General features: G+C 52.8%; 19 protein-coding genes and 1 pseudogene. 11 read left to right on the top strand and 9 right to left on the bottom strand.

Features of this window, described 5'->3' with window-relative positions:
• Window positions 1-32: 32 nt before the first annotated feature.
• Together H5P27_RS07745 and H5P27_RS19745 are read right to left on the bottom strand one after the other, a co-directional pair.
• Complete coding sequence (locus H5P27_RS07745; RefSeq protein WP_246462572.1) at window positions 33-314, bottom strand: peptidylprolyl isomerase; 282 nt, start codon at window positions 312-314, stop codon at window positions 33-35.
• Between the two features lie 3 nt (window positions 315-317).
• Window positions 318-596: pseudogene (locus H5P27_RS19745) on the bottom strand (peptidylprolyl isomerase); the annotation flags it as partial.
• 260 nt (window positions 597-856) lie between these two features.
• On the opposite strand from H5P27_RS19745, the gene H5P27_RS07740 reads away from it, so the two are divergent.
• The 5 genes from H5P27_RS07740 (at window position 857) to H5P27_RS07720 (ending at window position 7,497) form a co-directional block, all read left to right on the top strand.
• Entirely contained in the window at window positions 857-1,216 is a 360-nt protein-coding gene (locus tag H5P27_RS07740) for a hypothetical protein (protein ID WP_185659821.1), read from the top strand.
• A complete protein-coding gene (locus H5P27_RS07735; protein ID WP_185659820.1) occupies window positions 1,213-2,214 on the top strand; it encodes an HTTM domain-containing protein in 1,002 nt (333 codons plus the stop codon). Before H5P27_RS07740 ends, H5P27_RS07735 begins: the two co-directional genes overlap by 4 nt.
• Window positions 2,189-4,903, top strand: coding sequence for a non-ribosomal peptide synthetase (locus tag H5P27_RS07730; protein WP_185659819.1), 2,715 nt, complete (start codon window positions 2,189-2,191; stop codon window positions 4,901-4,903). Before H5P27_RS07735 ends, H5P27_RS07730 begins: the two co-directional genes overlap by 26 nt.
• 177 nt (window positions 4,904-5,080) lie before the next feature.
• Window positions 5,081-6,277 (top strand): amino acid aminotransferase, encoded by a 1,197-nt coding sequence (locus tag H5P27_RS07725; RefSeq protein ID WP_185659818.1) that lies wholly within the window; start codon window positions 5,081-5,083, stop codon window positions 6,275-6,277.
• A gap of 113 nt (window positions 6,278-6,390) precedes the next feature.
• Window positions 6,391-7,497 (top strand): alkene reductase, encoded by a 1,107-nt coding sequence (locus tag H5P27_RS07720; RefSeq protein ID WP_185659817.1) that lies wholly within the window; start codon window positions 6,391-6,393, stop codon window positions 7,495-7,497.
• A gap of 84 nt (window positions 7,498-7,581) precedes the next feature.
• On the opposite strand, the gene H5P27_RS07715 is transcribed toward H5P27_RS07720, so the two are convergent.
• Complete coding sequence (locus tag H5P27_RS07715) at window positions 7,582-8,655, bottom strand: mannonate dehydratase (protein WP_185659816.1); 1,074 nt, start codon at window positions 8,653-8,655, stop codon at window positions 7,582-7,584.
• A 22-nt stretch (window positions 8,656-8,677) separates the two neighbouring features.
• Complete coding sequence (locus H5P27_RS07710; RefSeq protein ID WP_185659815.1) at window positions 8,678-9,436, bottom strand: SDR family NAD(P)-dependent oxidoreductase; 759 nt, start codon at window positions 9,434-9,436, stop codon at window positions 8,678-8,680.
• A gap of 78 nt (window positions 9,437-9,514) precedes the next feature.
• Here H5P27_RS07710 and H5P27_RS07705 point away from each other — a divergent pair, with 78 nt between their 5' ends.
• Genes H5P27_RS07705 through H5P27_RS07690 form a run of 4 tightly spaced genes read left to right on the top strand, consistent with a single transcriptional unit; the run spans window position 9,515 to window position 11,961 of the window.
• On the top strand, window positions 9,515-10,354 hold the full coding sequence (locus tag H5P27_RS07705) for a helix-turn-helix domain-containing protein (RefSeq protein ID WP_185659814.1): 840 nt from the start codon (window positions 9,515-9,517) through the stop codon (window positions 10,352-10,354).
• Window positions 10,355-10,407: 53 nt separating this feature from the next.
• Window positions 10,408-10,929: a P-loop NTPase family protein gene (locus H5P27_RS07700; RefSeq protein WP_185659813.1), complete on the top strand. Its 522-nt coding sequence runs from the start codon at window positions 10,408-10,410 to the stop codon at window positions 10,927-10,929.
• A gap of 21 nt (window positions 10,930-10,950) precedes the next feature.
• Window positions 10,951-11,457 (top strand): GNAT family N-acetyltransferase, encoded by a 507-nt coding sequence (locus H5P27_RS07695; protein WP_185659812.1) that lies wholly within the window; start codon window positions 10,951-10,953, stop codon window positions 11,455-11,457.
• Window positions 11,458-11,487: 30 nt separating this feature from the next.
• Window positions 11,488-11,961, top strand: a complete 474-nt coding sequence (locus H5P27_RS07690; RefSeq protein WP_185659811.1) for a hypothetical protein — start codon at window positions 11,488-11,490, stop codon at window positions 11,959-11,961.
• On the opposite strand, the gene H5P27_RS07685 is transcribed toward H5P27_RS07690, so the two are convergent.
• From H5P27_RS07685 to H5P27_RS07665, 5 genes are all read right to left on the bottom strand, one after another.
• A complete protein-coding gene (locus H5P27_RS07685) occupies window positions 11,942-13,027 on the bottom strand; it encodes a hypothetical protein (RefSeq protein ID WP_185659810.1) in 1,086 nt (361 codons plus the stop codon). The genes H5P27_RS07690 and H5P27_RS07685 overlap by 20 nt on opposite strands.
• A 78-nt stretch (window positions 13,028-13,105) precedes the next feature.
• Entirely contained in the window at window positions 13,106-14,542 is a 1,437-nt protein-coding gene (locus H5P27_RS07680) for a PP2C family protein-serine/threonine phosphatase (protein WP_185659809.1), read from the bottom strand.
• A gap of 107 nt (window positions 14,543-14,649) precedes the next feature.
• Window positions 14,650-15,165 carry an STAS domain-containing protein gene (locus H5P27_RS07675; RefSeq protein WP_185659808.1) on the bottom strand — a complete coding sequence of 172 codons (516 nt, stop codon included), beginning with the start codon at window positions 15,163-15,165 and terminating at the stop codon, window positions 14,650-14,652.
• A 53-nt stretch (window positions 15,166-15,218) separates the two neighbouring features.
• Window positions 15,219-17,945 carry an aconitate hydratase AcnA gene (acnA, locus tag H5P27_RS07670; protein WP_185659807.1) on the bottom strand — a complete coding sequence of 909 codons (2,727 nt, stop codon included), beginning with the start codon at window positions 17,943-17,945 and terminating at the stop codon, window positions 15,219-15,221.
• A gap of 105 nt (window positions 17,946-18,050) precedes the next feature.
• Window positions 18,051-18,521: a redoxin domain-containing protein gene (locus H5P27_RS07665; protein WP_185659806.1), complete on the bottom strand. Its 471-nt coding sequence runs from the start codon at window positions 18,519-18,521 to the stop codon at window positions 18,051-18,053.
• Window positions 18,522-18,848: 327 nt separating this feature from the next.
• Here H5P27_RS07665 and H5P27_RS07660 point away from each other — a divergent pair, with 327 nt between their 5' ends.
• Both H5P27_RS07660 and H5P27_RS07655 read left to right on the top strand, forming a co-directional pair.
• Window positions 18,849-20,285 (top strand): circularly permuted type 2 ATP-grasp protein, encoded by a 1,437-nt coding sequence (locus tag H5P27_RS07660; RefSeq protein WP_185659805.1) that lies wholly within the window; start codon window positions 18,849-18,851, stop codon window positions 20,283-20,285.
• A gap of 33 nt (window positions 20,286-20,318) precedes the next feature.
• Complete coding sequence (locus H5P27_RS07655; protein ID WP_281384248.1) at window positions 20,319-21,308, top strand: alpha-E domain-containing protein; 990 nt, start codon at window positions 20,319-20,321, stop codon at window positions 21,306-21,308.
• Window positions 21,309-21,615: the final 307 nt, after the last annotated feature.

The following is a 21,615-nucleotide window of genomic DNA, read 5'->3' as shown; positions in this document are numbered from 1 at the left end:
GAGCCGCACCTAAATTAGAACTGCCGTAAGGCCTAAACGTTGCGAGCAGTCACCTCTAGAAGGTGGTAACCAAACTGCGTTTTAACGGGACCTTGAACTTCGTTTACCGGAGCTGAAAATACGACCGCGTCGAATTCAGGAACCATCTGTCCTCGTCCAAACTCTCCAAGAGCTCCGCCACTTTGTCCAGATGGACACTTGGAGTGGGCCTTCGCGAGATCTTCAAAAGACTCACCAGCTTCGATTTTCGCCTTCAGCTCGCTGCATTGCTCTTCGCTCTCGACCAAAATATGGCGAGCGCTCGCCGTTGGCAAAGAATCGCCACGAGCAGTCACCTCCAAAAGATGATAGCCAAACTGGGTCTTAACGGGGCCTTGGACTTCCTTAACTGGAGCGGAAAAGACAACCTTGTCGAATTCCGGAACCATTTGACCGCGGCCAAATTCACCCAATTCGCCGCCACGCTGGCCGGACGGGCACTTGGAGTGGGCCTTCGCGAGATCAGCGAATGATTCGCCAGCTTCGATCTTGGACTTCAGTTCATTGCAAAGTTCTTCGCTCTCAACGAGAATGTGACGGGCGCTTGCTCTAGACATAGTAATATCGGTTTACGGTTTACCTTGGGTTTTCAGGAGCAAAGACCTTGGGAGCTTTGTTCCGGAAGGTAAAGGATCAATCCCATCGTCCGATAGGATAGCTCAAATGCCTCGAGCTGCCGCTATCTTGACCAAGCCAAATCTTGCCCCGCAGGATCAGTCAGCTACCTTGCCACAAGACAGAAAAGAAACGCCCCTCGATCTAGGCATCGTAATTGCTGCCAATCTCCTCGAATCCTACCTGCCAAATCTCCCTTCCCATGTCCCTTACCTTACCCAACCGCATTGGTCTGGGGCTGTGCTTAGCGCTGCTCGCCTTTCAAGCCATCGCTATCGTGTACGCCCGATTCACCCCTGCCCGCTATTTCTGCTGGGCTCCCTACGATACCCAAGACAGATACGAGGTCACGATAGAAAGAGAAGGCCTCACTCTATCCGAATCCGAAGCTACCGAACGGTACCGCTTTCACTCCAACGCCTGGCAGCAGCATTCCATCTACAATCTGCTCAATGCCATTGAGCAGTACGAAACGTCCTACGGCATCGAAGACGGGGCCCGAATCACCGTCACTTATTCACGCAACGGCCATCCCCAAGAAGTTTGGAGCTACCCTAGATGAACGCCTACCTCAAATCACTCAACCCCTTCGAGTGCCGCGATACGGAGATGCTTCCCCAGCTTCTTTTGGTATGCAAACTTTGCTTCTGCGTCATCGTTTTGAAAGGCTACTACCTCGAGCTGGAAGCACCCTTTCTTCCCTTCATCGCCTGGCTAGATGTATTTCACGGCTCCGCTGCGTACACCTGGCTGATGCGTGCCGGAGCCCTGGGCGGTGGAACTATGATACTCTTTAACATCAAGCCAAAGGTCGGCGCCACTTTACTCGGGAGTATCCTTTTGCTGCACCTCCTAGGAACTCGCCTGGACTTCAAAAACCACGTCATGCTAACCGCCTGCGTATTTTTGATCTGCGGCTTAGCTCCCAACTCACATGTCATGCGACTCTACCGCTGGCAATTCGCCCTCCTCTACTTTGGAGCTGCGTTTAACAAACTACTAGAGACCGACTGGCGCAACGGCCGCTTCTTTCAAAACTGGATGGAGAACCGGCTAAATAGCCCCTTCCTATCCGACATCGCCCACGCCACAAACCCGACTCTGGTCTACGCCGGAGCCAGCTGGGCAACCATCATTCTGGAGTTTGTATTCGTTTATCTGATCCTCGACAAACGCTGGAACCGAACAGCCATATGGCTCGCCGCCGGATTCCATTTCTCTACCACCGTGTTCACTGGAGGCAGCATATTCGGCTTTTTTGTACCGGGGCTGCTCATCGCCTTTCTGGGGTTCGATGAAACGAGCCTAGTAAGAACAACGCCATCCGCAGCAAAGCCTCTCTTCACTCAAAAGCAAGAAGCGATAAAATCTTCAGTTTCCACATACTGGTTACTCTTTACGCTGTTTTGGCTCATTCACTTATACGCCCCTTATTACTTCTACACACAAACTGCTGTATTCACTTTTTGTTACCTAGCCCTGTTCCCATATTCGGATACAGTGAATTGGGTTCGAAGAAACACTCGTTCAAATAATGACACGCCTGTTCTCGAATCTTGAGTCCTTCGGAAATAGCGTAGCTCTCGTTTGCCAAGACGGAAGTGAGTTGAACTATCGGGAACTGGCCGAGAGAGCGGACCTATTCTGCCGAAACATGGCGGCAAATCCGGGTCTACTTGCTTTGGAAGCAAGCAATGATCTCGAATCAATCTTAGCATTAATTGGTGCCTGCCGGGCCAATTGTCCCGTTCTGCTGCTAGGACCAGGAGACCTCGAGCAAAAGTCCCATATACAAGGAATATTTCGGCCCGACTATATATTCAGAGGCGAAGAGGGAGCCAAGGTAATAGAACCGCAAAGCGACTCGCCGGAAAGAGAGCGCTACTACCCAGAGCTCGCCTTGATGCTGTCGACCTCAGGAAGCGCCGGAAGCGCTAAGCTCGTAAGGCTCTCCCATCAGAACCTCATCTCTAACGCCCACTCGATAATCGAGTACCTCGACCTCAAACCAGAGGACCGGGCAGTAACCAATCTTCCACTACACTATTCGTTCGGACTTTCGATCTTAACCTCTCATCTGCTCTGCGGAGCCTCCCTCCTCTCCACATCGCTTTCCATAGTCGACGAGGAGATTTGGGAATTGCTCGAGACAAAAAAAGTAAGCTCCCTTTCCGGAGTTCCTCGCACTTACGAAATTCTCGCTCAAAACGGATTTCTCGATCGCGACCTGCCAGACCTGAAGACGATGACTCAAGCCGGAGGGAAGCTTGAACCACACTTGGTCGAACTCTTCGCCAACAAGCTTTCCAAAGCTGGAAAACGTTTCTTCGTGATGTATGGGCAAACCGAGGCATCTCCTCGCATTTCATATCTTCCACCAGATTACGCCTCCAGCGACTCGGACTCTATCGGACAATCTGTACCGGGTGGACGGATACGAATAGTCGACAGCGAGGGGAACGACATAGAGCAAGCGAACACTCCTGGAGAACTTGTCTACGAGGGGCCTAACGTCATGATGGGCTACGCGACTTGCCGCGAGGATCTAGCCAAAGGGCAAGGCCCCAGCGAACTGAAGACTGGCGACATCGTTATCCGAAAAGAGAACGGTCTCTTCAAGATTGTCGGTAGAGCGAGTCGCTTCGTGAAGCTCGCTGGTCTTCGAATCAGTTTGGACGACGTCGAACGCATCGTCAAAGAGGACGGCACGGCTTGTCTCGCGACGGGAGACGATAGACAACTTCTCATCGCCATCGAGCAAGGTGACGAATCCCAATCTGGAAAGCTGAAAGAGAAAATCGCCCAGAAACTTAAAATCCCGCTACCTTCTGTTAGCGTACTGCCCTTTGCGGAGCTGCCTCTCCTACCATCCGGAAAGCCCGACTACGTCAGCGTCAAGAACGAAGCCAAACGGCAGGCCGATCGCCAAGGATCATCTGATTTGCGAAGCGAGATCGCTACCCTCCTAGGGCGAGACTCATTACAAGATCACGAAACGTTCTACAACGCCGGAGGAGATTCGCTAAGCTATATCGAAGCGAATTTCCTAGTGGAAAAACACTTTGGCCAAGCAGTCCCTAGCTGGGAGAAAATCCCTTTCGGCAAACTGTTCGCTCTCGATCCTGATACAGATCACAGCGGTGAAGTTTCCCAGCCCCGGCCGTTGGACAGTCTCTTTATCGCTCGTTCGATCGCCATCGCCCTAGCCATGGTTTCCCACGCCTTTTTGCAGTTCAAGGTATGGGGAGAGCTTCCTGAATTCTGGAGACTCTTCACCCGGGCAGCGACTCCTACATTTCTGATAATCTTTGGTATCGGTCTAGCTCGGAACTATAGCCGGCGAGCCGAGGCGAAAGACTTGAAGCTGCTCGCCAGCCGTTTCTTGCCCAAAGCAGCGACGATCTACCTCGCCATCGTCGCCAACCTGATTTGCTCCCTCATAGGAAAAAAACTCTCGTTCCAGGACATGTTGGAGGCCCTGCTTTTCATGCATGGGGGACGCTTCATCGACATCTTGGCCCTGTACTGCGTGCTCTACGCATTGATGCCTTTCGTCGTTAAATTTATCGAGGAACGCCGGTTCACCGGGATCTGGGTACTGATCGTGATCCCTTGGACCCTTTGGCCCTTCTTGCACGAAATCGACAGCCAGTCCTACCTATTGTCCTTTCTATTTGGTATCGGACAAGAAGTCGGTCCAAGCGTACCCTACGCCCTCACATTCTGCCTGTTTGGTTATGCCATGGGAGCCAAGGTCCAGAAGGATGGACGAGGGAAAGACGCGGTCTACATCCTCCTCCTTGCCTTCGGAGCCCTCTTTTTCGGGCTTACTCACGAAGGCATTTCCGGAGCAATCGAAGGGATCGGAGATATTTCGCTTCGACGAGAAAACCACCCCCTCTACTTCGCCTTCGGCATTCTCTCCGCGATCGTTATCCTGCTGCTGGCCAAAGGGCTTGCGAAGTTTACTAAGGATTCCGAAAACGCAAAACTGGCGTTCGGCCTAGGGGCTAATTCCATCTTTTCGTTCACCTTCGGCAACATGGTCCTAAACCTAGGGCCTACGCCGTATACTGGACTTCTGCCGGGACTAGCCCTGTCAGCGGCCTTCATGCTGGGGCTTACCATGATTACCTACGATATCAGCCGTCCCAAGCCGCGCTTTTTTGGTCCCATCACTCGCTGGATTCAGAGAGGATTTCGCACTATCCTCTTCACCGGGAAAAGGCGGAGTAACCCACGAAGCTAAGTTCTAAAAAGAGACTTCGCCCCTCGCGAGCTAGGCGGGAACTCTGACGGGATTTCAAAATGCCACGAGCGAGGGCTTACCTCCACTCCACGGGATTGACACACCCCTGTCACAGGGTAACTTGCCCGCTGCCTAAAAGAACCTATTGGCGCTCAATTAGCCAAACCTACAAATCCCATGTCCTACTTCGACACCGTCAGCCTCGCTCCCGCCGATCCGATCCTCAGCCTCACCGAGGCTTTCAAGGCAGACAAAAACCCCGAAAAAATTAACCTTTCGGTGGGCGTCTTCGTTGATCAATCCGGAGTCACCCCCATCCTCGAGACCGTCAAGGAAGCCGAGCGCCGCATACTCGAAGCCTCGACTTCCAAGAGCTACCTGCCCATGACCGGCACCCCAGCCTATGCAAGCCTCACCCAGAAGCTCTGCTTTGGTGAAGAGATCGCCGAGAGCCTGCAAGGCAAAGTCACTTCCTTGCAAACGCCAGGCGGCACCGGAGCCCTGAGAGTTGCGGCCGACTTCATCGCTAAAAACACTTCCGCCCAAACCATCTGGCTTTCCAATCCTACTTGGGCCAACCACAAGGGCATTTTCGGCGCTCCCGGATTGAAGCTGGGCACCTACGACTACTTCGATTCCGCCAACTTGAGCCTCGACTACGATGCATTCCTAAAGTCGCTCGAATCCATTCCCGCAGGCGATGTCGTCGTACTGCACGGATGCTGCCACAACCCAACCGGAGTGGACCTGACCCCTGAACAGTGGGAAGACGTGGCCAAGATCGCTGCCGCCAAAAAGTGGATACCGCTGGTGGACTTCGCCTACCAAGGCTTTGGCGATGGCATAGTGGAAGACGCCGCCGCGGCCCGCATAGTGGCCAAAGCGGGATTGCCAGCTTTTGTCTGCCAATCGTTTTCCAAGAATCTCGGACTCTACCAGGATCGCGTCGGAGCCCTGCACGTGATCACCGACGACGCCAGCAACTTGGCAAACGTAGTGAGCCAACTGAAAATTTCGGTCCGCGTAAACTACTCCAATCCGCCAGCCCACGGTGGAGCAATCGTCACCACAATCCTTTCCGACGAGAAGCTCACCGAACAATGGCATGCCGAGCTGAAGGCTATGAGAGACCGGATCGCCAGCGTGCGCACCCAGTTTGTCGACGCCTTGAAAGCAGCCGGAGTCGAAAAGGACTTCACCTTCCTGACTCAGCAAAAAGGCATGTTCTCATTCACAGGCTTGGGCAAGGAACAGGCAACCGCTCTACGCGAGGAGCACAGTGTGTACATCGTCGATTCAGGCCGCATCAACGTAGCGGGCATAACTGATTCCAATATCGATCGGGTCGTCGCGGCCATCAAAGCCGTTCTCTGACGAACCCACCCCCCAATCTCATTTAACCAAAAGGCGGGCCATCGAGGCTCGCCTTTTTTACGCCCCTATTTCGTCACGCAAGCGATTCCATCTCTGATTCGTGCTTTGATCATATGACCGCTTCACCAAAACTTCTCGAACCGATCAAGCTCGGAGACCTTCAGCTAAACAACCGCGTGGTGCACGCGCCCATGACACGGACCAAGGCCGAGGCCGACTTTACGCCTACCGATCTCATGGGCGAATACTATGCCCAACGATCTGGAGCCGGCCTCCTGATCGCAGAAGCGACTGCCGTCTCCCCCGACGCGATCGCTTGGATGCACCAGCCCGGAGCCTTCAAACCAAAACACGTAGAGGGTTGGAAAAAAGTCACCGATGCGGTCCACGCGAAGGGCAGCAAAATTTTCCTGCAAATCTGGCACCCAGGCCGAGCCACCCACACCGCCTTGAACAACGGCACCCTCGCGGTTGCCCCTTCCGCAATCCGCCTCGAAAACGACCAAATCCACACCCCGGAAGGAAAAAAAGACTACGAAACGCCCCGAGCTCTGGAAACGGAGGAGATCCCGGGAATCGTTGCCCAATTCAAACAGGCGGCCATCTACGCGCAGGAAGCGAATTTCGACGGAGTGGAAATCCACGGAGCGAACGGCTATCTGATTGACCAATTCCTTCAGTCCAAAACCAACCACCGCGCTGACGGATATGGAGGATCGATTGAAAACCGCTACCGCTTCCTCGACGAAGTGGTCCAAGCAGTTCTCGACGTTTTTCCCGCGAATCGAGTCGGAGTTCGCCTCGCCCCCAATGGAGTCTTCAACGACATGGGCTCCAACGACTACCAAGAGCAATTCCTATATGTCGCGTCTCGACTCAACGAATACAGCTTGGCCTACCTTCATATGATGGACGGGCTCGCCTTCGGCTTTCACGAGCGCGGCGAGCCGCTCACTTTGGCTCAATTTCGCGAAGTCTACCATGGGACTCTAATCGGAAATTGTGGATACACGCAAGAAACAGCGGAGCAACGTATCTCTTCCGGCGAGGCGGACATGATCGCCTTTGGCCGTCCTTTCATCAGCACTCCCGATCTCGTAGAGAGATTCCAACACGGCTGGGCGCTAAATGAAGAACTGGATCCGGCCAAATGGTACCTTCCTGTAACAAGCGAAGGATACACGGATCTCCCCACCGCCCAAGAGGCGGAGCTGGCGTAACCTCTAACGGACTTTCGGAAAAAGAAGAGCCCGCGGATCACTCCGCGGGCTCTTTTGCTAGGAAAATGAACTGCTACTTCAGAACTACTTTTCCAAAGCTGCCATAGCGGACTTCATGTAGCCCATGGAGTAAGCCATTCCGGCGTACCACGGAGCGCTGCAAGCCATACCTGGTGCGTGGTCTGGAATGAGGACTCCCTGGAAATCGTGCTTCTTAAGAATTTCTAAAATACGGACCATATCGATATCCCCTTCATCGATGAACACTTCACGATAGTCGGGCACCTTGCCTCGCACATTTCGAAAATGAATGTATCCAATCTTTTGTTGCGCGGCGTATTTCTCGGTAGCCTCGTAGATATCCCCTTCCGTCATCTCCGCCAGGGTGCCGAGGCAATACTCTAAACCGCTCGCTTTGCTGGGAACGATGTCTAGGAGGCGTTGATACATGTCTGGTTGATAGACGAGTCGCGGAGTATCCCGCAAGCGAGGCACGGGAGGATCGTCCGGATGGGCAGCTAGTTGCACGCCGGCCTCTTCCGCCACCGGGACCAACTCATTTAGAAAATAGGTCAAACGCTCCCACAACTCATCGCTGCTGATTCGTGTCCGCTGCGCAGTGCCAGTCGCGTTCTCATCAAAAGTCATGTTCCAGACCATTCCATCCGGCATAGGCTCTTCGTCCACGAAGCCCTCCATACCCACTCCACCCGCTTCACCGCGACCGTAGGTTCCGATGGTACGACCATAAACGCCGGCCAAGCTAAAATTGTAGCCCATGATGGCCACTCCCATTTCCCCCAAAAGGCGGATGGTCTGCTTCAAGCCTTCGATCTGCTGTTCCTTCTTTGGTCCATCGAGCAAAACATCGTGCCAATGGGCAGGATCGAAATTCTCCACCGCGTGCCAGATCAAGCCCTCCCCTTCGATCAGATCCTTGACCGCTTGCAGCTCCTCGCGACTCCAAAGCTTATCGGGATCACCTGCATGGCCCCAGCCTCCACCACGGCCGCCGCTAGTGGGTTGATCGCTTCCGTCTCCTGCTTGGTTAAAATAGTCGACCAAGTGGACGACGATATGCGTGGCTCCGCATTGCTTGGCGAAACGCAAGTGCTCTTGGTCGAGCATGTGTCGGTATAAACCAAATCCTAAGTGCATTCGAGGTATAGAAAGCTAAGGGTTAAAATCCAACAGAGGCGCCGCCATCCACTGGCAGGCAAACTCCGGTGATAAACTTGGCTGCTGGTGAGGCAAGATAAGCCGCCGCCCAACCAATGTCTTCTGGATCGCCAAACACGCCCAAGGGAGTTCGCGTAAGAATCTTCTCCTTGCGCTTAGGATCCGCATCGAGGGCCTTATGCATCATTTCGGAGTGAATCCAGCCGGGAGCGATCGCGTTGATACGAACTCCACGAGGAGAGAAATCGGCGGCCAAAGCACGCACCAGCCCAAGGTGAGCGGTCTTCGCAGCGGAGTAAGCCGCCACCAGCGGAATTCCAAAAAGAGAAGCCATCGAAGCGGTGAAAATGATATTTCCGGTGCCACGCTCCATCATGCGTTTTCCGAACTCGCGACTGAGGGCGAAGCCAGCATTCACATGCGTCTGCATGACATTTTGAAAAGCGGTATCGGAAATCTCGCTGGCATCCTTTTTCAGATGCACGCCGGCATTGTTGATCAAAGTATCCACCGGCCCGATCTCCGTCTCGACTCCTTCGACCAAAGCAGGAATACGCTCCAACTCGGTCACGTCGCAAACTCGGTAACTCGCCCTTTCTCCGATGCCTTCAACCGCTTCCTGCAAAGCGTTCTCCCGGCGGCCAACCAGCACCACTTCCGCGCCGCAAGCAACCAAGCATTTAGCCATTCCGAGGCCCAATCCGGTGCCCCCCCCAGTGATGAGAGCTCGCTGTCCAGTGAGATCAAATGCGTTTTTCATGTAGGCCCCATACACACTCGAACCCCGATTAAAAAGAGAATTGATAACGGCGAGAATAACCCGATGTTATAAATTGCTATGCCATCTGATGACTACCCACACAAACTTGTACCTCCGTCGGAGCGTTACCCGACCTGGCAAGGCAAGGCTCAGGAGGGACTTCTCTACCTGGGATGGGGAGCTAGAAACTTCAGCGACGAGGCGATTCCGGTCCATAGCAATCCGGGCTGGACCTACTGGGTGCTCCTGGAAGGAAACGTCACGATCCAACACCGAAACGGCAGCCGCGACTTCACTGAAGGCGAAGGACTGCGCTGTGGGCCAAGGTACCCATTCGGCTTCCCGTTACAAAAAGGGAACTCCATCAAAGTCCTCAATTGGATTTGGAAGGACAAATCGGAAGGTAATGAATGTAGTGAGAACGAGGCAGAAACCGTAGCGTTCTCAAAGGACCAAATTCGCATGCTTGCAGCCCTGCACGAGCAAAGCCGCATCCTGACCTTGGATACATCCGCCAACGGTCTAGCCACCCTCGCTCACATAAGAAGTCTGCTGGACCTAGCCTTTCAAAGAGCTCGCGACAGTCAGAACAGTAGCGACGGGCAAAACCGCGTCCTAGCAGCGCGTCAATGGATGTTGCACAATCTAAACAAGACAAATCCCTCTTCCTCACTCGCTCGATTCCTAGACATTTCGCCCATGACCCTGCACCGCCTTTTCATAAACGAAGTTGGCGAATCCCCCGGAGCGCACTTCCGAAAACTGAAAATGGAACAGGCTCGCAACCTACTCCGACTAGAAGGTCACTCCGTCAAAAGCGTCGCCTTCGATATGGGTTACAGGCATCCTCAAGACTTCAGCAGAGCTTACAAAAAACGCTTCGGGGCCTGCCCTAAGAAAGAGCAAACGAACTCGTGACGAGGCTTGGTCGAGCTTGTCATCATCCCTATTTGGGGTAACAAGATGTAGCTATGCTACGAATCCTCGTTTTCGGTAATTCCGGATCTGGCAAATCGACTTTCGCAAAGAATCTCGCCTGCCTCCCCGAGGTCGCTCATCTCGACCTCGATTCAATTGCATGGAAACCTAACCAGCCGGGCGTGCGCGAAACGTTGCACCTAAGTTTCGAGGCTATAGACACTTTCATCTCCGAGCACTCAAAATGGGTGATAGAAGGGTGCTACTCCAGCCTGCTGGAATATGCAGCCGACTCAGCAAACTCCATGGTATTTCTAAATCCAGGGGTAAAGGCATGTCAGAGCAACTGCCGAAATCGTCCTTGGGAGCCGCACAAATACTCCTCCCCCGCCGCACAGGACAAAAACCTAACAATGCTGTTGGACTGGGTGGCGTCCTACGAATCCAAAGATGACGAATTCTCTTTGCAGCAGCATCAAATGCTCTTCGATTCGTTCGACGGGAAAAAATACGAGCTCAAAAGCAACAGCGAATCGAAGGAGCTTCTGCAGAGTTTGAAATCAACCTATGGTTGAGAGAATAGGATTCACCCACCCATGCCTAAGCAACTTTTCTCCACCGAAAGACTCGATGTCCGAGAAATCGACATGGGAGATGTTAAGGACATTTTCGAAGTTTACAGTGACGAGGAGGCCATGACTTGGGTCGGAGACGGCAGCCCGATTAAATACACCGACTGTATCAAATGGGTGGATATCACTTTGGAAAACTACAAACAAAGAGGATATGGCCTTTCGGCTATTTACGAAAAAACGACGTCGAAGCATATCGGATTTTGCGGCATCGTTCACCCAGGCGGACAACCCGAGCCTGAACTTAAATACGCTCTGAGAAAAGAGTATTGGGGCCACGGGTACGGGACAGAAGTCGCCAAGGGTATGACTAGCTACGGCCAAAAAGAACTCCAACTACCCCGAATCATTTCCACCGTAGCAGAGGAGCATTCAGCCTCTCAGAAAGTGCTACAAAAAGCTGGATACAGCTACCAAAGCTCGATCACCGAAGATGATAATTCAAGAACCCTAACCTTCGCCATCGGTTAAAATCTCTCCCCCCCAATCCAACTTAAGACTATGCCCCTAATAAACTGCCCAGACTGTGACCGAGAAATTTCTAGCCGTGCCCCAGCTTGTCCCCATTGCGGCTGTCCAGGCGAAGACAGAGACAGCGAAGCCAGCTCAAATGAGAAAGGAGCGTGGCGAGCAGTCGTTAAGGCAAGAACTCCGATCAACGTTTTTGCGCTTGGGATGATGGCCGCAGCTTCCATCTTCGGAGTCAGTTCTACCCAAATCGAAGGGCACGAGCTAACTGCATTCACCTACGGGCTGCATATTTTCTTAGCGGTATCCGGCATGTTCTTCGCCTGCCTGCTATTTTGCAAATCAAGCATCTACCACCCGGAAGACCTAGCCAAAGCAAAGAAGGAAGGTTTTGAATACGGACCTGACCACCCGATATTGGCAGCCTTAGCCATCAGCGGAATGCTCTTGGGTTATGTAATTTACCAGGCCCTCGACACGGTTTATTTTAGAAGCGGCGAATCTTGATAGCTACTCCGAAAGAGCTATCCTTGCGATAGTAGTTAACCAAATCGCTATTGTATCCATACCTATACCACAGAGAGGTATACTTGAAGCCCAGCTCTATTCGAGCCGTCACCCTTTCGAGAAAATCCTCATAACCTGTGGCTAGGTCAATTTGCAGTTCGTTCGCCTGAAAGAACCAGTTTAAGGTTTCCGACTGCAAGCGTATGCTGGCGCGAATACCATCCACTTTGCTGCGCGTTATGTCTCCATCGTATTCAGCTAGCCAGTAATCGTCCCCTTCCCAGAGGTTATATTCCTCCGCCCCATTCTGCAAAATCCCATCTTCGAGATAATACCTTCCGTCCAAACGGAGAAAGAGTGTTCTGCCTTCTTTCAGCTTCCAGCTTTTGGCCCAGCGGACCCCCAAATAATCCCAACCTCGGCTCAACTCGTCTCGTGCGATACTAGCATCCCCATCCACCAAAGCATACTCCCTCTGTAATGCCTCAAAGCGGGTACGACCCAGGTTTTCCTCTTCCGGGGACTGAGGGTTTTCGATGTCGCCGATTCTCTGGCCATTGGATTCATGACCATAGGATAGCTCGAAATAGTCATGCAAACTGAGGCCACCTGATTCGTTTGTAGTGAGATCTCCACCACGCGTCCACCAGCGCATTATCCCTACTGGGTTAAACCGCTTTCCTACTACAGGAGAGGATTCGCGAGTGCCGAGATATTGGCCTGCTCTTCCACTAAATGCCAAGTAAAGCCTAGGCTGATACTTAAAGAGCTTCGGCTCATCGTAATGGCCGCCTGGAGTCGGGAACTTGTTGCTCGGATTCCAAGACTCCCAGGGAAACAGTATTGAAGCAGAAGTGATTACCGATAGCGAAAAATCCAAAAAAGCCTGATCATCCTCGTCGAAAGTGTATCCAACATAGATCGGCTCATAGGTACGCACAACATCCTGCCAGGACAAAAAGCTCTCGCCACCCTCGACAACTTGGTCGCTGGGCTCGACCGCTCGCATCAAACACGGGAGGCAAATGCAAATTCCGAGAAGAGGAACAAGGGAGGGAAACTTCATAAGACCAATAAAGTTAGCAAAGGCTAAAGGACAACTCAAAGAATCAGCCCACAAACGCTTGTATTATAGTCTATTTCCTCAAACCCGCTTGATCGTAACAAGCGTAAGATCATCGTCGTAAGTGGATTTCCCACTAAAGCTCTCGAGCGAGCCCAGCAAAACGTCGTTGATACCTTTTGCATCTTTCGAGCGAGATGCTTTCACAGAATCAGCAAGGCGGGCGGTGGAAAATTCCTTACCGGTCGCGTTGCTGGTTTCGATCACTCCATCTGTGAAGGCCATAAAGATATCGCCCCTCCTAAACGGAAGCGTTTTCTCGTCCAGAAATGGATCAAATATGTCCTGCTCCATCATACCGACCGGGAACCCGTTACTATCAGGATAGGAAGCTGAGGATCCTCCACGAACACGATCAACGGAGCACAAAAGCGGCCGCTCGTGGCCAGCTCTCGCGTAAATGATTTCGTCCCGCTCCAGATCAACTACCGCGTATAGGACGGTCACATACATATCCTGTTTCACTTCACCCGTCATAGCGCGATTAACTTCACTCAGAACGGAAGCAGGCGATTGCCCCGACTGAGCCACTCGGTGCAAATTTGTCCTGCAAATTGCCATTATAATAGATGCCGGTATCCCTTTTCCAGATACATCTGCCACTGCTACGCCGAACCGCTTATCGCCAAGAGGGATCACATCGTAAAGGTCGCCTCCAATCGTGTGGGAGGAAACATAGCGCGAGTCGATATCCACACCTTCGACCTCGGGCAGGGATTGCGGAAGCAGCATCATCTGAATATTTCTCGCGAGAGCCAAATCGACGTCGATTTGCTTACGCTCCATCAGCAGGCCCAGGAAGGTGTTGTACTTGATCGCCAAGCCAGCCTGTTCAGCTAACGATTGGACAACTGATTCATCGGTCGCTGTAAAGGCGTCACCATCGGAAGAATTACAAACGGACAGCACCCCTAGCACTTCGTCTCTAAAAACGATCGGCGCGCAAATCGCAGCAGTGACCTTTAAGGCAGGATCCCCATGTTGGACGACTCGTGGATCATCACCCGTGATGCGAATGGTCTGCTTGGTCCGAAACGCCTCGCCCGCGATCCCTTCGCTGACTGGGAACTCTTCGGAACGAAGCACGTTCTCTAAAAACTTGGCTCTAGTGGCGATCTGTGAGCTCACGTGGTCCGAGAGTGGTCTGTGCGGAGGAAATAGCCCCTCAACCGCGACGCTCTTGAGAGTATCACCCTCTGTTTTCTTGAATACGCAGGCGCTGAGGGCCCCGGTGCTCGCAACTGACGCATGCACGATGCGCTGGAAAAGCTCCGATTCGCTTAAGCCTTCCCCCAATGCCTTCACCATCTCGTGCATGAAATCAGCGACGATAAGCTTTTCCTGCTGAGCGAGCTGGGCCCGTTCCAAGTATTCGGAACTCCGTTTCAACTCCCGAAAGTACAGCCAACCGGCAAATACAGTCAGCTGCAACAGAGAGAGAACGATGAACCAAACCATGGCTTTGCTAAGTTCGTATCCTGCGAGTGCCGAGGCTCGAAAGGAGCGAGGCGAGAGAAGGAGCGTTCACGATTCTTCCCCTGCTTGAAGTTGAGCTCGAGATTCGCCTAGGCCTCGTCTTCTACCCGATTCTTCAAGTAGGCGATGACGTCTTGGAACTTCTCTTGGTTTTCCGAATCCGCTGCTACTAGATTTTCGTGCGCCTCGAGACAGAGACGCGCGTTTTCCAGCTCATTGAGCTGCTTCGCGCTCAAAGCTGTAGTTGCTCCTCCACCTCCCGATTCAGCCGCACCATTGCCAGTGTCAACAGTGGCGATACGATGGAGGCCGAGGTTTTTGACCAACTCGAGATTTCTGTCGCTCAATCGAGAAAGAACGAGTGACCCCTTGGGCTCGAGGCGTCGCAACTCCAGAGCACAACCCGCCAAAACGCCTAGGACGGTACTGTCCATCCCTGAGCAGAGGCTGAAATCGAACACGAAGTCCCGTTTGCCCGTCGCATAGGAACTTTTAAGAAATTCCTTGAGTGGCACTACGTTCTGAAAGGACGCACGACCAGTGATCCGCACCGCGACTGGGCTGGAATACGGATCAACTAAAAAAACAGGATTGTCTTCTGGCATGACTTCGAAACGCGCTTAATGGGAATAACGCCTGTAGCGGCTATAATCGACAATTACTTGGCCGCCTTGATAATGTCCCGCAAAACATACGGGAGAATACCACCGTTGCGAATATATTCTACTTCAATATCGGTATCAACCCGCACCTTTAGCTCAACTTCCTCGATCTTGCCACCCTCTCGCTCGATGACAGCAGTAAGATTTTGGCCGGGCTTGAGGTCATCTCCAAGGCCGGGAATGGACACGATTTCGCTTCCATCGAGTCCCAGCGATTGAGCACTTAGTCCGTCGGGGAACTCGAGCGGCAACACGCCCATACCAATCAGGTTGGAACGATGTATGCGCTCGAAGCTGCGGGCTACAACAGCTTTGACGCCTAGTAAATTAGTTCCTTTGGCAGCCCAGTCGCGAGAGCTGCCCATACCGTAATCGATTCCGGCAAATATGATCAACGGGGTGCCTCGCTCTTTGTAGGTCTGACAGGCATCGAAGATCGTGGAAGGTGTCCCCTCCGGCATTATCTTGGTAAAGCCGCCTTCCTTTCCGTCCGCCATCAGGTTATTAACGCGTACGTTCGCGAAGGTGCCACGAGTCATGATCAGATCATTTCCGCGGCGACTTCCGTAAGAGTTGAAATCCTTGGGCTCGACGCCCTTCGATTGGAGATAAACTCCGGCTGGAGTCTCGGGCTTGAAAGCGCCGGCGGGAGAAATGTGGTCGGTGGTAACTGAGTCACCGAGAATGGCGAGTGGTCGCATCCCTTCGATCGGCTCGATAGTTCCCACCTCCATGGAAAATCCATCGAAAAACGGCGGATGGTGAATATAGGTGGAGCTATCATCCCACTCGTAGAGGTCACCCGTCGAGGATTCGATTTTCAGCCATTCGGGATTGGCGCTGGCCACATCCGAATATTGACGCTTAAACATCTCCGGTTTCAGCCCTCGAGTGACCGCTTCTTCTATCTCCGAATTGGTCGGCCAGATATCTTTCAGAAAGACAGGACTTCCATCCTTACCTGTACCGATCGGATCTTCGAAGAGGTCGATATCGACCCTTCCCGCCAAGGCGTAAGCGACGACCAAAGGAGGCGACATCAAGAAGTTCGATTTGATCGAACCGTGCACACGAGCTTCAAAATTTCGGTTACCGGAAAGCACAGAGGCTGCAACCAACTCACCCTTGCTGATGGCCGCTTCAATTGGGTCGGCCAGAGGTCCAGAGTTTCCGATACAGGTGGTACAGCCGTAGCCAACAAGGTTGAAACCAAGAGCGTCCAGGGAAGATTGCAGATCCGTCTCCGCCAGATAATCAGTGACGACTCGGGACCCCGGAGCCAGTGATGTCTTCACTGTAGGAGCTACGGACAAGCCTTTTTCCACCGCCTTTTTGGCAAGCAAGCCTGCCGCAATCATCACGCTCGGGTTGGAAGTGTTTGTGCAAGAGGTTATTGCAGCGATGAGCACAGATCCGTGAGCCAATTCTTGACCATCAGTGTCGTCGTCTGATTCCACAGTGACCTTCACGCCGCGATCCGACTCGTCTCGCCCGAAACCACCGTCCGCAGGACTCTTGGTAAACAAGTCCTCAAAGGAACTTTTGAGGTCCTTAACATCAATGCGATCTTGAGGACGCTTTGGCCCAGCCACACTCGGCTCGATCGTACTCATGTCCAAATCAACTACATCGGTGTACTCAAGTTCACCAGCGGCTGGAATTCCAAACAGGTCCTGAGCTTCGAGGTATGCCTTGACAGCTGAGACCATCTTCGGATCGCGAGCAGTCGCCTCCAAATACTGCAGCGACTTTTCGTCTACTGGGAAGTAGCCCATGGTCGCGCCGTATTCCGGAGCCATATTGGCGATGGTTCCTCGGTCAGCAAGGGATAGGCTACGGGCACCGATTCCGTGAAATTCCACGAATTTGCCGACCACCTTCTTCTCGCGAAGGACTTGGGTAATGCGAAGCGTCAAGTCGGTCGCGGTTACCCCTTCTTTCAGCTCGCCGGTCAAATTGACCCCAATTACTTCAGGCGTCAGGAAGTAGACTGGCTGTCCCAGCATGCCTGACTCTGCTTCGATGCCGCCAACACCCCAACCCACTACGCCAAGTCCATTGATCATGGTCGTGTGCGAGTCCGTACCCACAAGGGTGTCTGGGAAAAATACATTGCCCCCCTCGACTGCCTTGGCATGGACCACCTTGGCGAGATACTCGAGGTTAACCTGGTGAACGATTCCGATGCCGGGAGGGACTACTTGGAAAGTGTCGAAAGCTTGCTGCCCCCACTTCAGGAATTCGTAGCGCTCCATGTTGCGCTGGAATTCGATCGCCATGTTTTGCAAGAACGAATCAGCAGTGCCCGACTTGTCCACTTGCACCGAGTGGTCTACGACTAGATCAACTGGAACAAGGGGTTCGATAATCGAAGAATCCTTACCCAGCTCAGCGACTGCCGAACGCATTGCCGCCAAGTCAACCAGCAGAGGGACGCCTGTGAAATCTTGCAGGACGATGCGGGACAAAACGAAGGGGATCTCAACCTTGGCAGGGTCCTTTGCATTCCAGTTCGCCAGCTTCTTGACATCCTCCTCCTTGACTCGCTTACCATCGCAGTTTCGAAGCACAGATTCCAGTACCACCCGAATGGATACAGGCAGCTTAGAAACAGGACCAATTCCGCCCTCCTCCAAAGAAGGAAGCGAGTAGTAAAACGACTCGCCCTCTAGGCCGGAGTTGAAAGTCTTCAGTGAGTTAAGCGGATTCGGAAGGTCGCTCATTTGTTTCTAGTCAGTCGTTGTGGAAGGCAAATTGGTCGGAACAGAGTAAACCAAAAGCCGACAAGCGGGAAGCCTGCCGAACGAAGGTTCAAAGGCGAGGACGCCCTAGGCGAGAGCAGCCTTGATAGCAGCGAAGTCTGGCAGCTGCTTGGGATCGTCGCTCGACTCGGAGTAAACAACTTCCCCGTCCCTGCTGATAACAAAAGCAGAGCGCTTGGATACTCCCTTGAATCCTAGAAGGTCTTCAAACAGCACGTCGTATGCCTTGCTTACTTCCTTGTTGAAATCGCTCAACAAGGGAAAATTCAGACCGTTCGCTTTCGCAAAAGCCTCTTGCGAGAAGGGGCTATCCACGCTGATTCCGTAGACCACCGCGTCGACGTTAGAATACTCAGCCAAAGAATCGCGAATACCGCAAAGCTCGTCTTGGCAGACGCTGGTGAATGCGAGCGGGAAGAAGAGCAGAACCGTGGCCGACGAGCCAAAGTTCGAGCTTAGTGTGATGTCGGCAAGGCCTTCATCGTTTTTGCTCTTCAAAGTAAAATCAGGTGCTTTGGTGCCAGTAGCTATAGCCATAATACAGTCTTTCTGTTGGATACTTAAGGACGAAGAATTGAACAGCATTGCGCTTTAACTAAGCGGGGCAAATCGAAAGTTGCGCCCAGAGAGCTAAAACAAAGAGAATTAGAGCAACTCACACTACACGACGTTCGCAAGCAGTGTAATCTTGCTAATGCCTACGCTACAAATCTACTTTGCTGGCTGCCACTCTGACGCGTGTCGCCGATGACCTAAGGCCGAGATACAGGCTACAGACAAATATGCGACACTCGAGGCTAGAGTCGCAGTGGTGGCATCCGAAATGCTAATCGCCTAATCTACTTTAAAAACCTCCTCCCTTTCATGCAGATTGAATACGACCATACCGGCTTCTTCGACGAAATGTTCGAAAAAGACGGAAAACCCAGACCCCACTACGAAGGCATTTTTCAGCGGCTCAAGACCCTGAGCACAGCCGAGTTCGACCAAAAGCGAGAGGCCGTCGATCTGTCTCTCCTACAACAAGGCGTCACCTTCACTGTTTACGGGGACGAAGAAAGCACCGAGCGAATATTCCCGTTCGACCTAATGCCCCGCATCATCCCTAACAAAGAGTGGACCATGCTCGAAGAGGGTCTCACTCAGCGCATCGTAGCCCTGAACCTATTTCTAAAAGATATCTACCACGAGCAGAAGATCGTCAAAGACGGCATTATTCCAGCCGAGGTTCTCGCAACCGGGAAACACTTCCGCAAAGAGATGCGAGACTTCAGCCCTCCCAACGATATCTACATCCACATTTGCGGTACGGACTTGATCCGCGACGACAACGGAGACTACCTCGTACTAGAGGACAATGGACGCTGCCCTTCCGGCGTCTCCTACATGATCGAAAACCGAAACGTAATGAAGCGAGCCTTCCCGCGTTTCTTCCCGAAGTCAGGTGTCCGCTCAGTCCTGGACTATCCCGACCAGCTCCTGAAGACGCTTAAATTCGCCAGTCCAAACGAGAGCGACAACCCGACCGTGGCCGTCCTCACTCCCGGCGTATATAACAGCGCCTACTTCGAACACTGCTTCCTAGCCCGCCAAATGGGGGTAGAAATTGTCCAGGGCCAAGATTTGGTGGTTAAAAACGACTTCGTATACATGAAGACCACTGTGGGCCTGAAGAAGGTGGATGTCCTGTATCGACGTATCGACGACGACTTCCTGGATCCCAAAGCCTTCCGCAAAGACTCCGTACTCGGCGTCCCCGGCCTCATGCAAGCCTACCGAGCCGGAAACGTTGGCTTGGCAAATGCGGTCGGCACCGGAATCGCCGACGACAAAGTGACCTACTGCTTCGTCCCGGATATGATCAAGTACTACTTGGATCAGGAGCCCATCCTGCCCAACGTGAAGACCTGGCTCCCATACAAAAAGGAAGATCTGGACTACACTTTGGAAAATGCGGACAAGCTCGTCATAAAAGCAGCCAACGAAGCAGGCGGCTACGGCATGCTGATCGGGCCAAAGGCCACGAAGGCCGAGGTGGAAGACTTCAAGAAGAAGGTCAAAGCGCACCCAAGAGATTTCATCGCCCAAACGCCCATCTCGCTCTCGCGCCACCCAACCTACTGCGATAAGGAATTCGATGGCAGACACATCGATTTACGACCTTACATCCTATACGGGGACAAAGTAAGAGTGATGCCCGGAGGACTTACCCGAGTCGCTCTGCGCAAGGGCTCCCTAGTCGTGAACTCGTCCCAAGGCGGGGGCTCCAAAGACACCTGGGTCCTGAAACAAGACAAATAGCCCCAACGTACCCAACATTTAATTAGTATCACCATGCTCTGTCGCGTCGCTGACTCCCTTTTCTGGATGAGCCGTTACACCGAACGTGCGGAAAATATCGTACGCTTGGTAGACGTCACCCACCAAACCTTACTCGAATCCGAAAACTCCAGCGAGGAAGTCGGATACCAACACTGGAAACCGCTGCTGCGCAGTCTCGGCGACGAGGCGTTGTTCGACTCGCTCTACAAAGAACGAAGCAGCTACAACGTTACCGAGTTTCTGACCTTCAACTCGGACAACCCGAGCTCAGTCTACAGCTGTATAGCCGCAGCTCGAGAAAACGCTCGTATGATCCGCGACCAGATCTCCTCGGAAATGTGGGAGACTCTGAACAAGCTCTACCTCTATGTGAAACGCGCAGACGCGAATCAGGTTTGTAGCGAGATAAACTTCGGATTCTTCCAGGCTATCAAGGAATCCACCCTCCTTTTCCAAGGCATTATTGAGTCAACCTTCCCTCATGAATTGGGATTTGAATACATCGTTTGTGGTCGCCAAATCGAGCGAGCCGACAAAACCTGCCGTATCCTTGATACCAAGACGTATATGGCGAGGGGCGACAAACAAGTAGACGAAACCCTCGAGGCTGCCCAACTAGCCGCTATTCTTCGTGGCTGCTCCGGGTTCGAGGCATTTCAGCACGACTTCTCGGCAGAGGTGGATCCACTTTTGATTAAACGATTCCTCCTGCTTTCCAGAACTTTCCCTCGCTCCACTCTCCACTGCGTGCAGAGGCTGCAAGGAGCTATGCATGCCATTTCAGGTTGCCCAACTTCTCATTACTCGAACGAGTCAGAGCGTCTAACAGGCAAACTAGTGGCAAAGTTAAACTACTCCACAGCTGCCGACCTAGAGGGAACCAAAGGAGATAAGCTGATCAAGGAAATCGAAGACGATCTCGCAGACATCGCGTCCGAAATGAGCAAGCAATACATGGGCGGCGGCATCTACGACCCCGCCGCCGAGCTCACAGAGGTGTAATCTTCCTACCCGGAGTCAAACGGGCACAGCTGACACTGCTGAATCCTAGACCGGTAGTCCCCCAAATTGCGTCTCCACTTTTGCGAGCAGCGCTTACGACAGCTGGATCAAGCTCGTAGGCAGCAGCTGATCAGGCAGACTACCAACGGCTGCCGAGAAATGGGAGCGAAAACACCTTGGAGTAAGCGAAAACCACCTCGCGATACCCAGCGACTCTTAAGGTTTTCTCCCAAACCAGATACCCTTTTACTTTACTCTAAAATTTAGACTTCCGTGGCAACTTGACTACCCTTTGGGCAAGCACACT

This window comes from Pelagicoccus albus (assembly GCF_014230145.1).
Taxonomy (GTDB): domain Bacteria; phylum Verrucomicrobiota; class Verrucomicrobiia; order Opitutales; family Opitutaceae; genus Pelagicoccus; species Pelagicoccus albus.
This window is presented reverse-complemented; position numbering and strand designations above follow the sequence as displayed.